The 14,174-nt window shown below is 51.1% G+C and carries 10 protein-coding genes; 8 read left to right on the top strand and 2 right to left on the bottom strand.

Annotated elements, in window-relative coordinates; translation table 11 throughout:
* Window positions 1–67 precede the first annotated feature (67 nt).
* Complete coding sequence (locus ACN5NT_RS14430; RefSeq protein WP_419175886.1) at window positions 68–1,243, bottom strand: type IV pilus twitching motility protein PilT; 1,176 nt, start codon at window positions 1,241–1,243, stop codon at window positions 68–70.
* A 146-nt stretch (window positions 1,244–1,389) separates the two neighbouring features.
* Here ACN5NT_RS14430 and ilvD point away from each other — a divergent pair, with 146 nt between their 5' ends.
* The 8 genes from ilvD (at window position 1,390) to ACN5NT_RS14390 (ending at window position 12,881) form a co-directional block, all read left to right on the top strand.
* Complete coding sequence (gene ilvD, locus ACN5NT_RS14425) at window positions 1,390–3,228, top strand: dihydroxy-acid dehydratase (RefSeq protein ID WP_419175885.1); 1,839 nt, start codon at window positions 1,390–1,392, stop codon at window positions 3,226–3,228.
* Window positions 3,229–3,455: 227 nt separating this feature from the next.
* On the top strand, window positions 3,456–5,228 hold the full coding sequence (locus tag ACN5NT_RS14420) for an FAD-dependent oxidoreductase (RefSeq protein ID WP_419175884.1): 1,773 nt from the start codon (window positions 3,456–3,458) through the stop codon (window positions 5,226–5,228).
* A 16-nt stretch (window positions 5,229–5,244) separates the two neighbouring features.
* Window positions 5,245–7,122, top strand: a complete 1,878-nt coding sequence (locus ACN5NT_RS14415) for a 2-oxoacid:acceptor oxidoreductase subunit alpha (RefSeq protein ID WP_419175883.1) — start codon at window positions 5,245–5,247, stop codon at window positions 7,120–7,122.
* Complete coding sequence (locus ACN5NT_RS14410; protein ID WP_136797435.1) at window positions 7,119–8,171, top strand: 2-oxoacid:ferredoxin oxidoreductase subunit beta; 1,053 nt, start codon at window positions 7,119–7,121, stop codon at window positions 8,169–8,171. Before ACN5NT_RS14415 ends, ACN5NT_RS14410 begins: the two co-directional genes overlap by 4 nt.
* A 28-nt stretch (window positions 8,172–8,199) precedes the next feature.
* The gene (locus ACN5NT_RS14405) at window positions 8,200–8,790 is read left to right on the top strand and encodes a manganese efflux pump MntP family protein (protein ID WP_419175882.1); all 591 of its coding nucleotides are present in this window, start codon (window positions 8,200–8,202) and stop codon (window positions 8,788–8,790) included.
* Between the two features lie 163 nt (window positions 8,791–8,953).
* Entirely contained in the window at window positions 8,954–9,526 is a 573-nt protein-coding gene (locus ACN5NT_RS14400) for a rhodanese-like domain-containing protein (RefSeq protein WP_136797438.1), read from the top strand.
* A 3-nt stretch (window positions 9,527–9,529) separates the two neighbouring features.
* A complete protein-coding gene (locus ACN5NT_RS14395; protein ID WP_136797439.1) occupies window positions 9,530–10,279 on the top strand; it encodes a rhodanese-like domain-containing protein in 750 nt (249 codons plus the stop codon).
* A 292-nt stretch (window positions 10,280–10,571) separates the two neighbouring features.
* A complete protein-coding gene (locus ACN5NT_RS14390) occupies window positions 10,572–12,881 on the top strand; it encodes a mechanosensitive ion channel family protein (RefSeq protein ID WP_419175881.1) in 2,310 nt (769 codons plus the stop codon).
* A gap of 154 nt (window positions 12,882–13,035) precedes the next feature.
* Here the strand turns inward: ACN5NT_RS14390 and corA are convergent, their stop codons facing one another.
* Window positions 13,036–14,100 (bottom strand): magnesium/cobalt transporter CorA, encoded by a 1,065-nt coding sequence (corA, locus tag ACN5NT_RS14385; RefSeq protein ID WP_419175880.1) that lies wholly within the window; start codon window positions 14,098–14,100, stop codon window positions 13,036–13,038.
* Window positions 14,101–14,174: the final 74 nt, after the last annotated feature.

Here is a 14,174-nt window from a genome sequence, read left to right as displayed (position 1 = left end):
GATCTGTTTTACAAGGAATTTCAGTTCTCACATTATCTTAAAATGCAGACAGCAGTCCCGAAAAGTATCAACGGAAGAATCCTTGCTCTTCTTCCTCTTCTTCCATTTTCAAGCCACCCAGGGTAGAAGTGGATTCACCCCGTTCCGCCTTCAGACGGTCGAGACCGCGGGTAACCTCATTGCGCTGCGAGCAGTAGGTCAGGGCTGTTTCTTCGGTAATCAGGCCACGGCTGTACAACTGCAGGATATCCTGGTCGAAAGTACGCATATCGAGCGTGGCACCTTCTTTGATAATGTTGTAAAAAGTCTTCTCTTCTGACGCGCCATTTAAAATCAGGTCTTTTATACGGAGGCTGGTCCGGAGGATTTCCATGGCCGCAACCCGGCCACCACCAACCTTGGGAAGAAGACGCTGACCAACAACCCAGCGGATGGTATCAACCAGTCGATGACGAATCTGTGGCTGCTCCTCCTGTTCAAACATACCAAGGATACGGTTGATTGTCTGACCCGCATCGATGGTATGCAGGGTGGAGAACACCAGATGGCCTGTCTCTGCTGCGGTGAGGCCGATCTCCATGGTGTCCCTGTCTCGCATCTCACCAACCAGGATAACCTTCGGCGCCTGACGAAGCGCCGCCCGCATTCCTGTCGCGAAGGTACTGAAATCGTTTCCGAGTTCACGCTGGTTGAAGGTGGCGTTGCGCTGCCTATGCACATATTCTATCGGGTCTTCGAGAGTAACTACATGTACAGGCCGGGTATTGTTGATTCGATCGAGCAGGGCGGCCAGCGAGGTTGTCTTACCGGAACCGGTGGCACCTGTAAAGAGCACCAGCCCGTTTAACTCTGCTGCCATTTTGCCGAAGGCATCCGGAAACTGCATCGACTCGATCGATGGTACCCGGGTTTCCAATTTACGAAGAATTGTTGTATAGTAGCCCTTCTGTGTGAAGATGTTCACCCTGAAGCGAGCCCTATCCCCCAGGGAATAGGACATATCGCAAGAACCGTTTTCCAGCAAATCCCGCAACAAACGACGGTTGTTGCCGATCAGGTTCAGGGCGAATGTTTCCGTCTGGAATGGAGTTAACTCTGTTACCGGGGGCTGCACGGATACAGGCACCAGTTTACCGGCAGATTCAACCTGCAATGTTTTTCCGACTGTGACGTTCAAGTCGGAGACATTGGGGTGGGATTCCAGCATCGCTGTAATCCAATAATCGATTTCTGTCTTTTTCATAACTGTCTCCTGAAAAAATGTGCAATGGCCCCTATTTTCATAGTATATTGTGTCCAAAGTAACAAGAATTTCAACAATTTTTTCCAATACTATCCAACGAAGCGGTCTACTTCAGCTTCTTTCTCAGGACAATGAAGGTGTAACCAATGGCAATTCCACTGCGTAGTGCGACGACAACCCATGGCCGTAGAATGGCAGGTGCCAGAAGCCTCTGGCGTGCCAACGGCATGAAAGAAGAACATTTCGGCAAACCGATCATTGGCATCGTCAATTCATTTACCCAATTCGTTCCGGGCCATGTGCATCTGCACGAGATTGGCCAGCAGATGAAAAAAATCATAGCGGATCAGGGTTGTTTTGCTGCCGAATTCAATACCATTGCCATTGATGACGGTATTGCCATGGGCCACGACGGCATGCTCTACTCCCTGCCCTCACGCGATCTTATTGCCGACAGTGTCGAGTACATGAGCAACGCCCACACCGTGGATGCCCTGGTCTGCATCAGCAACTGCGACAAGATCACCCCGGGTATGCTGATGGCCGCCATGCGTCTGAACATCCCTGCCATCTTCGTTTCCGGCGGACCAATGGAAGCCGGTGTGGACGGCGACAAACGCTACGATCTGGTGGATGCCATGGTAATGGCTGCCGACCAGACCGTAAGCGATGCCGATGTCGAGCGGGTGGAGCGCAGCGCCTGCCCTACCTGCGGTTCCTGCTCCGGTATGTTTACCGCCAACTCCATGAACTGCCTCAACGAAGCGCTGGGGCTGGCCCTGCCGGGCAACGGCACCGTGGTTGCCACCCACGCCAAACGTAAAACCCTCTTTACCAGGGCAGCACACCGTATTGTTGAGATGGCATATGCCTGGTACGACCGCGAGGATGCATCTGTGCTGCCACGCTCAATCGCCTCCAAGGCCGCCTTTATGAATTCCATGGCCCTTGATATCGCCATGGGTGGTTCCACCAACACTGTCCTGCACCTCCTGGCCATTGCCAACGAGGCCGGTGTCGACTTCACCATGCAGGACATAGACAAACTTTCCAGAAAAGTACCAGTACTTTCCAAGGTTGCACCGTCTTCTTCCTATCACATCGAGGACGTGCACAGAGCGGGCGGTATCATGTCCATCCTTGGTGAACTCGACCGGGCAGGTCTCATCGACACCAGCGTCAGCCGGATAGACAGCCCGAGCCTGTCAGCAATTCTCGACAGTCACGACCTGATGCGCGAAACCGTAAGCGACGAAGCCAAAGAGCTGTACAAGGCTGCCCCGGCCCAGATTGGCCTGAATCTGGTCATGGGGTCCCAATCCACCATGTACCAGGAAGCGGATACCGATCGTTCAGCCGGCTGTATCAGAGACCTTGAAAATTGTCACAGCAAGGATGGCGGACTCGCCGTGCTGTTCGGCAACATGGCTGAAAACGGCTGCATCGTCAAAACGGCAGGCGTTGATGAGTCAATCCTCAAATTCACAGGCACTGCAAGGGTTTTCGCGTCCCAGGACGAATCCTGCGAGGCAATTCTCGACGGTCGGATCAAGGCTGGTGATGCTGTCATCATTCGCTATGAAGGCCCCAAGGGCGGGCCGGGCATGCAGGAGATGCTCTACCCGACCTCCTACCTGAAATCGGTTCACCTCGGAGCTGAGTGTGCCCTGATCACCGACGGCCGTTTCTCCGGCGGCACCTCCGGCCTCTCCATCGGTCATGTCAGCCCGGAAGCCGCTGCAGGTGGCACCATCGCCCTGATTGAAGATGGCGACACCATCGAGATCGACATCCCCAACCGCACAATCAATGTGGATGTCTCCGACGATGTTCTGGCTGAGCGCCGCGCCAAAGAAGAGGCCAAGGGTGACGCAGGGTTTAGCCCGGGCAAGCGTGACCGCATTGTCTCCAAGGCTTTGAGAGCCTATGCAATGCTCGCATCCTCGGCCGACAAGGGCGCGGTTCGCCAGCTCCCCGGCGAATAATAAACACTCCTCTTTTCCTATTACTCACAACGGCAGGCCACCTGAGTGCGCCTGCCGTCCCCCCTCCCCTCACCACATCCCACCTCTAAATGATAAAAATAACCGTTCTCTTCCAACACCTTATCTTTTCTTTAGATCTCATCGAACAAATATAATAGGATAGATATGGGTGGATTATTCACACCCCTACTATGCCGAACCGCTCACAAAATATCAGAGGAACAATTGTGAAGCCTACAAATCTACAAGATCCTGAGTATTTTCATAAAGTCATAGATTGCCAGTACGCCTGTCCGGCCCATACCGCCTGTGCCGAATATATCCGGCTGATCGATTTCGAGCGTTATGAAGACGCCTATATGGTGAACTGGGTCTCAAACGTATTCCCCGGAATTCTTGGCCGGGTCTGCGATCGTCCATGCGAACCGGCCTGCCGTCGCGGCAGGTTGGACGGGGAACCCGTGGCTATCTGCCGTTTGAAACGGGTCTGTGCCGATAACAAAAGAGCAATTATCGATAGACTTCCGAAAGTCCCTGAAGAAAAAAACGGCAAAAAAATTGCCTTGATTGGTGCAGGCCCCGCCTCGCTCACCGTAGCCCGTGACCTTATCCTGCTGGGCTATACCATCGATCTCTATGATGATCAGGCAAAAGCCGGGGGATTTATCCGCACCCAGGTGCCATCATTCAGATTGCCGGAGCAGGTGCTTGATGAGGAAATCAACTACATCCTCGATTATGGAGTGAACACCTTCTTCAACCAATATATCGACAACCTCCAGGAGATTCTCGATAAAGATTATGACGCCATCTTTATTGGCACCGGTGCCCCCCGCGGCCGTGACCTGCCCGACCTGCCCGGCCGCGCCGAGGGAGATCAGTCCATTCACCTCGGCATCGAATGGCTTGCCTCTGTGCTCTATCGCCATGTTACCAGTGCAGGCCCCAAAGTACTGGTACTGGGCGGTGGCAATACAGCAATGGACTGTTGTCGTACCGCCAGACGTCTCGGCGGCACTGATGTAAAAGTCATTGTCCGCAGCCCCAAGAATGAGATGAAGGCATCTCCATGGGAGGTCGAAGACGCCGAGCATGAAGATGTGGAAATCATCGAGAACCATTCACCTCTGGAGTTTGTTGTTGAAGATGGCAAATTAATCGGCATGCGTTTCGACCGGGTTGAACCAGTATATGATGAAGTCGGTAAAAGAAGCCTGGTCTCCATTGGCAAAGAGCCGGTTTTCATCGGGTGCGATGAGGTGATCCTCGCTGTTGGTCAGCAGAACGCCTTTCCATTTATAGAGCGCGATATCGGTATCGACTTCGACAAAAGGGGATTGCCGGTGCTCAATAAACACACTATGCAATCCACCCTGCCCCAAGTGTTCTTTGGTGGCGACGCAGCATTCGGCCCACAAAATGTCATCACCGCTGTGGCCCACGGCCATGAGGCTGCGATATCCATTCATCTCTTCTGTCAGGGAGCAAATCTGCTCGACCGTCCCCATCCCAAGGTGAACCTTGTCGGCCAGAAGATGGGTATCCATGACTGGCTCTATGAAAGCCACGTCACCGATGACCAGCGCCAGGTCGTTCCGATGGTGGAGAAAGTCAAATCGATACAGGACCGGCTGATCGAAGTTGAACTTGGTTATGACTATGATCTTGGCCAAAGGGAAGCCAAACGCTGCCTCAACTGTGATGTGCAGACTGTCTTTGAAGCCGAGACCTGTATCGAATGCGACGCCTGTGTCGATATATGCCCGGTCACCTGCATCAACTTCATTGAAAACGGTGATGAAGATGATCTTCGTCAGCGGCTGCTGGTGCCGGCCAATAACCGCACAACTGATCTTTACGTATCTTCTGAGCTGCCCACCGGGCGGGTGATGGTCAAGGACGAAAATGTCTGCCTGCACTGCGGCCTGTGTGCTGAACGCTGCCCAACATCATCCTGGGAGATGATTAAATTTGTCTATCAGGCCCCAATGGCGGAATAAAAGAGATCTCACATCTATGGAACCAATACAAAGTACTAATGACTTCGTAATCCGCTTCGCCAATGTCAACGGCTCCGGTTCGGCAAGCGCCAACAACCTGTTTGCCAAGGCAATCTTCAGGATGGGCATTCCGGTCAGCCCCAAAAACATTTTCCCATCTAATATCCAGGGATTACCTACCTGGTATGAAGTGCGGGTCAACGACAAGGGGAACCTTGGCAGACGCGGCGGTGTCGATATGATGGTGGCCACCAACGGCCAGACTCTGGTTCAGGACTATAACGAGTTGCTGCCCGGTGGATACTTTTTCTATGATTCAACCAGACCGCTGTTCGATGAGTGCGACAGAGACGACATCGTCGAGATCGGCATTCCGCTCACGCAGCTTACTAACGATGCCTTTACCAACCCAAAACTGCGCCAACTCCTGAAGAACATTGTCTATGTAGGTGCCCTCTCCCACCTGCTCGATATTGAATTCACCGTTCTCACCGACGCCATCGGCCAGCAGTTCAGGAAGAAACCGAAACTGGCTGAGCCCAATATCCAGGCACTTGAAATCGGCAGGGATTATGCGAAAAAGCATTTTAACGAGAGCTGCCGACTATCTCTTTCCCGCAGGGAAAACATCCTGCAGGACTCAATTCTGGTAGACGGCAACAGCGCCGCCGCCCTCGGCGCACTCTATGGCGGAGCCACCGTTGCCGGTTGGTATCCCATTACCCCATCCACCTCCGTGATAGAAGCGTTTGAGCGATTCTCCAACATTCACCGGCTCGAAGAGGACGGCAGCAAAAAGGTTGCCATTCTCCAGGCCGAAGATGAACTCTCAGCTCTTGGCATGGTTATCGGCGCCTCATGGAACGGATCACGGGCCTTCACCGCCACATCCGGCCCCGGCATATCACTCATGGCTGAATTTCTCGGCCTGGCCTATTTTGCCGAGGTACCTGCAGTGGTAGTGAACGTACAGAGAACAGGGCCGAGCACCGGCATGCCGACCAGAACCCAGCAGTCTGATTTTATCGCCACCGCCTACGCCTCTCATGGCGATACCAAGAACGTGCTGCTCATTCCCTGCGACCCGGCGGAGTGTTTTGAACTTACCGCCGATGCTTTCGATCTTGCCGAGCGACTGCAGACTCCGGTACTTGTCATGAGTGATCTTGATCTGGGCATGAACGACCATATCAGCAGGCCTTTTGTCTGGGATGACAACCGGGAGTATGACCGTGGCAAAACCTTAACAGGTGAAGAGCTGGATGAGTTTGAACGAAACAGAGAGAGATGGGGACGCTACCTCGACGTTGATGGGGACGGCATCTGCTATCGGACCATCCCCGGCGCCCACCCCACCAGGGGATCATACTTCACCAGGGGCTCCTCCCACGATGAGTATGCGGCATATACCGAAGACAGTGGTGCCTATCAGCGCGCCATGTTGAGGCTCGATAAAAAGTGGCAGACAGCAAAAACCATGATGCCCGAGCCCCATATCAAGTTTCGGAGCACGTCTGCCCCGGCGGGGAACCCTCTCGGTGCACTTTTTTTCGGCACCACCACCCATTCCGCCTACGAGGCAATAGACAGGCTGGCAGAAGAGAGGATCATCATCGACACCATGCGCCTTCGATCATTCCCCTGCCCTCAGCCTGCTGTGGATTTTATTGACCAGCATGAAATTGTTTTCGTCATCGAACAAAACCGCGACGCCCAGATGCGAACTTTACTCATCGCCGAATATGGCTTTCATCCGGACAAGCTCGTCTCTATTCTCAACTTTGACGGCAAGCCGATCACTGCCGATTTTATAACCGAAAGCCTGAAAGCACAACTGGCTGGCAGAACCGGCACAGACAGTTCTCCCCATCTCGCCACCGGAGGTAATGTATGAGCTATACCCGACCGACCTTTCGCCACCCTGAGCAACAGAAAAACAGCAAAGGGTATCACCGGCGGGACTATGAAGGTGCGATTTCCACTCTCTGTGCAGGCTGCGGTCATGACTCTATTTCCAGCGCTATTGTGCAGGCCTGTTTCGAGATGGCCATAGAGCCGCACAGGGTGGCGAAGCTTTCCGGTATAGGATGTTCTTCAAAGACTCCGGCCTATTTTCTTGGCAAGTCACACGGCTTCAACTCAGTCCACGGCCGCATGCCCTCCATTGCCACCGGAGCCAATATGGCCAACCGGGATTTGCTGTATATAGGTGTTTCCGGTGACGGCGACACCGCCTCCATCGGCATGGGTCAATTCGCCCACGCCCTCAGGCGTAACCTGAACATGAACTATATCTGCATGAACAACGGTTGTTACGGTCTCACCAAAGGCCAGGATTCAGCCACCGCAGATAAGGGCAGCGCCGGAAAAAAAGGCAAACCGAATCCCTTTGAATCAATAGACCTGTGTGAAATTGCCATCCAGCTTGGCGCAAGTTTTGTCGCCCGTAGCTTCTCCGGCGACAAGCAACAGCTTGTACCGCTGATTAAAGCGGCCATCAGCCACAATGGCCTGGCATTTCTTGACGTGATCTCCCCTTGTGTTACATTCAACAATACTGACCGCTCCACCAAAAGCTATCAGTATGTTCGTGAGCATAGTGAGGCAACAGGTACTTTTGATTTCATCCCGCTCCAGAGGGAAATCCTGACCCGTTACGATGAGGGCGCCACCCAGACAGTGGTGATGCATGACGGCTCTACCCTGCTTCTTGAAAAGCTCGAACAGGAGTTCGATGTTACTGACCAGCGCCGCTCTGTAGACAAGCTCGAAGAAGCAAAAGAACGTGGTCGGGTGCTTACCGGAGTCATTTATGTCAATCCGGCGAGCAAGGACACCCATGACATAATCGAGACAACCCCGCGTCCGCTCAACAGCCTCACCAGGGAAGATCTCTGCCCCGGCAATGATGCATTAGAAAAAATTAATAACAGCCTGAGATAACGCCCGGGCAAAATTTAGATTTTATATCATGTCATTAATAAGTATTTTGGGAATAGCCATCGCCCTGGCCATGGACGCCTTCGCGGTGGCTATTGCTGTCGGTATCAGTCTGAAAACAATCAGCGCCAGACAGACTTTTCGACTCTCCTGGCATTTTGGCCTCTTTCAGGCCATGATGCCGATTATCGGCTGGGCCCTCGGCAGCGCCATCCACAACTTTGTGGAAAGTTGGGCCCATTGGATAGCTTTCGGTCTTCTTGCCGCAGTGGGCACCAATATGCTTCGCGAAGCATTCGACTTCGAAAAAGACACCGAAGCAGAAAAAAAAGATTCCACCCGTGGACTAACCATGGTCATGCTTTCGGTGGCAACAAGTATTGACGCTCTAGCGGTCGGCTTCAGCATGTCCATGCTGCAGATAGACATCGTTACCCCTGCAATCATCATCGGCATTGTGGCTGCAGCTTTTACCATAACCGGCATGCACCTTGGCAAAAAGGTTGCTTCTTTTAAAAAATTAAGTGTTCTGGCTGAGATCCTTGGTGGTGCCGTACTTTGGGGAATTGGCTTAAACATCCTGCACCAACAAGGTGTTTTTGAAACGTTCCTCTTCTCCTGACCATAATTTCCCTTATCCAAACGTGGTAGTCCTTCGAAATTCCGATTTTTTATGGCATTATCCCATTGCATTACTTAATCAATTAACTATATTCTTTTATAGCTATTGATTTCCACCAAACAAGGCAGCATAAACAGCACATTAACCTTTCGGAGGAACAGTAATGAGAAGCTCAATCAGCACAAAGCTCGTTGCAGCTGCATTCGTACTGGCACTTGTTTCGTCTGGGCTTAGCCCGACAAATAGTTTTGCGGACAGTGCCAAGCAACCTGCTGCAGCCCAACAGCAGGCCCAGAACGTTTATAAGGGACCGGTGGTTGGTAAATCGAATAAAGCGAAGACTATTTCCATCCAGGTTGGCAAGGGGGACGCTGCCAAAACCATGATGGTGCGATTCGATGACCAGACCAAAGGAATCGAGTTCGCGAAAAAGGGTGAAGCGGCCATCATCACCTGGGAACAGCGGGGAGAAGATAAATTCGCGACCCTTATCAAGCCCAAACTTGCCAAACTCCCTGAGGGTGTCACCGAAATAAAGGTCGATGAAATCCATGAGCTGCTGGCAAGTGCGACGCCTCTCACCCTGGTTGATGCCCGTCCACTCTCCCGTTATCACCAGGCCCACATACCTGGAGCAATTTCAATTCCCGTCGCCAAACTGAAAGAGAAAAAAGCGGAAGTGCTCCCTGATGACAAGGATAAACTGCTGGTTTTCTATTGCGGAGGCCCCACCTGAGGCATGTCCACAGCAAACGCCGGTCTGGCGAAAAAACTTGGTTACAACAATATTCGAGTATTCCTTGATGGTGAACCTGCCTGGTCTGAGGAAGGGTATCCGCTCTATGCATCAAATGAGTTCGTAAAAACAGGCAATATCGTCCTGCTCGATCTGCGCGAAGACGGCAGCCCGGCCGATGGACGAATCCCCAGGGCTGTAACCGTTCCGTATGAAGAACTTGAATCACGCATCGATGATATCCCCCGCAACGCACCGGTGGTTCTTTACAGCGACAGCGAAGAGAGTGCCATGGATGCCTATGAAGATCTCAAAGATGAGGGCTTCAAGCATGTTTCTATGGTCAAAGGCAACTATGAGGGCTGGGTGGATGCAGGCGGTGAAGTCGAATCCGGGCCTATCTTCTCCAACGAGATCAGCTGGGTGCGCAAACTTGGTAAAGGTGAAGTATCCGTTGCCGAATTCAAGCAGGCGGTTGACGGCAAGCTGCCCGACACCTTCGTGATCGATGCCCGGACCGAAGAAGAAATAGCCGAGTTCGGAATATTCAAAAACACCGTGAACATCCCCCTGGATGAAATACCCAAAAAACTCGCCTCAATCCCCAAGGACAAGAGAGTATTTATTCATTGCTCCACCGGCGCCAGAGCCGACCTTGCCTACGAGGAGCTGAAAAATCATGGCTATGATGTCAAGTTTCTGCTGCTCGACATCACAGACCCGGCCTGTGATTGCGAAATAATCAAGCCGTAACCTCAGCAGAATCGCTATCTCCTTTCGCCCGGACGGAACCCTCATTCCGTCCGGGCAGCCTTACCCTTCGCTTCTCGTTTCTCGCTTCTCGTAAAATCGACTATTCCAGTAGAATGAAAAACTCGCACAGAGAAGTATCTGTAGGAATTTTTGTTCACATCGGCTACCTAAAACTTATCGGCATAGCAGCAATCATGAGCTGAACAAAAAAATATACAATCAGGCTTCGCTCTGCCATACTGTGGTCGGCCCAATCGCCGAGTTCCTGTTCAAACTTTAATAGCTGCGGAATATGAAATCCATAACAAGCCGGAATTTTAAAAACTACCTGTTCTTAAGCGTTCTGTTCTTTCTATGCAGCATATCCACACTTGTCTTCACCATATCCGACCTCCGGGCTGAGAACGCGATCGCCCCATCGCTGCAAGCGGAAATTGAAAGAACCCATGAGATCCAGGCCATTCTCCAGATCCTTGCAAACCGTCCGCAACTTGAATGGACTTTGGCAAAGAAACAGCAATTGCGGGGTTATGTATCGAACCTGAAAAACCAGATCGAATATGCCGAATCCGAAATCAACCAACTCAACTCAGTTCTGGGTGGGCTTGGTGGGGAAAATGGCGGCGGTTCCACGTCATCAGCCAATTCACTACCCGAGGTTGAGGCTCTCAAACAGAACAAGCAGCTCGAACTGGCGCAACTTCGTTTTTCCCTGCTCAATACCCAGAAAACTCTCGAGCAACTCGACAAATATATCGGGGAGCAGCAGAGCCAAAACCTCTACACCCGTAATGACCCTCTTTGGCTGCAGGCCTCCGGCATGACTCCGGATGCTGTTCAGTCGGAAATGCGATCGTCTATCGTTCCACAAAAGGTGGATCTTTCACTTGCTTATACTGCCATAATCATAACGTTTTTTTTACTTTCGGCACTTATCCCGAAGGCACGGAGTTTTATAACAACGCAGTGTAAACCGGACAACATGGTGCGTCTGCTCGTCCAGGCTCACGTTCGGCATAGTGTCGTTATCCGGGTACTCTATCTGGCCATTTGCCTCTCGGTGATACTCTTTTCCCGCTTTCAGCCTTCTTCTCTGGTATATGCATACCTGACGCTGCCAATAACCTTGGTGTTTTGCTCCTCTGTCATCTATTCACTGTTTCACGCCATACACGCCCGTTTCCGACAGCAGGACACTCCCGTTACCGGCGGCCCGGACAATCGCTCGTTCTCTCTCATCGTATTGTTCTTCGGTGTTGCCACAGGACTCCTGACACTCTTTTCTTCGAGCTATCCCGCCGGTCAACTGCAGCTTCCGAACATCAACCTGATATCATCCTGCATTTTCATCCTCTGGTTGATCGCCTTATCATTACAGACCAAAGCAGTTGGCAAAGAGCTTTTCCCCGGGATATGGCAGCAGGGAAAATACCTGGTCTATTCAGCTATTCTTATTCTCCTTGTGCTGGAAGTACTTGGATTCAAGAATCTTGTTATCCATATCGCGTATATACTGGGTGCCACTTTTGCCGTTTTTGCCTTTTCGCTCATCTTATATGATTCAATCGATATTCTCATACTGTTCCTCAACAGGCAGAGAGTGTTTTTTCGTACTTCCCAAGGCAGAGAAGAAAAAGGGAGTACACCGAAAACACAAACCAGCACGGTTTTGAGTATCGGTCTGAAAATATATGTCATTATTGGAGCCGCCATACTCACCCTGCACCAATGGGGAATCACCAATGTCGACAGCGAGCGGCTCCGGGAAATTTTTGTTCATGGCTTCCAGCTGACCGGTATACAGATCTCCCCCCTGCGCGTGACAATTGCTCTCCTGATCCTGCTTCTTTTCTGGCCTTCAATTGACTACATCAAGGCAAGGACAGAGAACAGGCTTTTGAAATCGGGAGATTTTTCTGAAAGCTCACGGGATACCATTCTCACAATCACAGGCTACATCTGCTATGGCGCACTTATCCTGCTCATGCTGGGAGTAGCCGGTGTGAAGTTAACCGGTCTTACCGTGGTAGTGGGTGCCCTATCGGTTGGAATAGGTTTTGGATTACAAAACATCGTCAACAATTTTATCTCAGGGCTGATCCTCATGTTTGAAAAGCCTATAAAAAAAGGGGACTGGATACTGGTAGGCTCTACAGAAGGTTATGTGAAAAAAATCAGTATACGCTCGACAATCGTCCAGACTTTTGACAGATCTGATGTCATTGTGCCGAACTCGGAGCTTATCTCCAACCAGGTAACAAATATGATGTTTGATGATCACCGGGGCAGGCTCAGGGTCTCGGTCGGCGTCGCATATGGCAGTGACACGGAGTTGGTGCAAAAACTATTGCTGCAAATCGCGCACAAACATCCACAGGTTATAACCGATGGTTCAACTCCTGTCCCCAAAGCCTGGTTCCAGGCATTCGGGGACAGTTCCCTGAATTTCGATCTGCTCTGTCACCTGAAAGATATTGACATGAAAATACATGTCAGGAGCGAGCTGCATATGGCGATTGATAAATCATTTAAGGAAAACGGTATTGAGATCCCATTCCCACAACGGGATGTGCATATCAAAACCGGTTCCACCCCTATCTAATTACCCCGGTTCGTCTGATGCCCGTTGAAAGCGGTGATTGTTTTTTGATTTGCTTGCAGATTTGGAACAGCGAAGACACTGACAGAACCGCCTCCCATGGTGGCGGCTATGCCAGTGGTGACCCCCCGCGGGTAAAAAGAGATACTCCCGCCTTTTACAACCACCCTTTCTTCTTGAAGAATCGCAGCATTAATGCAGCAACTGCCACCAGAACTCCCCAGAATACAAAATAACTGTATTTATACCGAAGTTCAGGCAGGTATTCGAAATTTGTACCATAAATCCCCGCTATGAAGGTTAAGGGGATAAAGATAGCCGCGAAAATGGTCAGAACCTTCATGATCTCATTAAGTCTGTTGCTGACGATGGTATTGTAGGTATTCAGGCTATCGCTGAGCATCTCCCGATAGGTTTCCAGAACTTCAACGGCCTGGGTTGTCAGGCCGTGCAGATCCTTTAAAAACGGCAGGGTCTCCTCGCCGATCAGATCGGATTCCACCTTGATCAACTGACCAATAAGATCCTTCACCGGCCTGATAGTTTTGCGAAGATAACTCACTTCCCGCTTATAACGGGTAATGGTGCTTACTATTTCCTGGTCGAAATCCTTGAAAATCGAATCATCGATCTCCTCAATTCGGCTGCCGAGGTTTTCGATCGTGACAATATAGTTATCGACAATGGTATCCAGCAGCACATACGCCAGGTAATCAGTCCCTCGCTTTCGTGTCCGCCCCTTGCCTTTTCGCAACCGTTCCCGTATCTGCTTAAACATCTCCATTGGCTGTTCGTGAAAGGTTACCAGAACATTGGCACCGATGATCATCGAGTACTGATCACTTAATACAGACTCTGTTTCCGGATTGAATCTGAGGGATTTGAGAACCAGATAGATCGTATCGTCATAATCGTCCATCTTGGGGTGCTGACCGGTATTCACAACATCCTCAAGCACCAGCGGGTGGAGTTTAAGCCCTCGTGCAAACTGCTGAATAAAGAAGGTATCGTGCAGGCCATACACGCTTATCCATGTGACATGGTCTGAATCGAGGTATGCTGCGCAATCGAGAGGTGAATGGCATTCAGCCTCGGTCAATTCCTGCGCGGAGTAGCTGACAACACTTATAAACGGTTTGTCGACCTTTTGTGAGCCGATAAACACCACATCGTCCAGGGATTTCCCCAGCACTTTGTCTCTGCTTTTCAGAAACCGGGCCATAGCTCTCTCCCCAAAGATTATTCTCAAAAAAAGAGGAAGTACGTTATCTCAGTATGCCTACATTCATCGAGCTT

The organism is Desulfosediminicola sp., assembly GCF_048381775.1.
Lineage (GTDB): Bacteria > Desulfobacterota > Desulfobulbia > Desulfobulbales > Desulfocapsaceae > Desulfopila > Desulfopila ganghwensis.
Note: the sequence above shows the minus strand (reverse complement) of the source record. Positions and strands in the feature narration are given on the sequence as shown.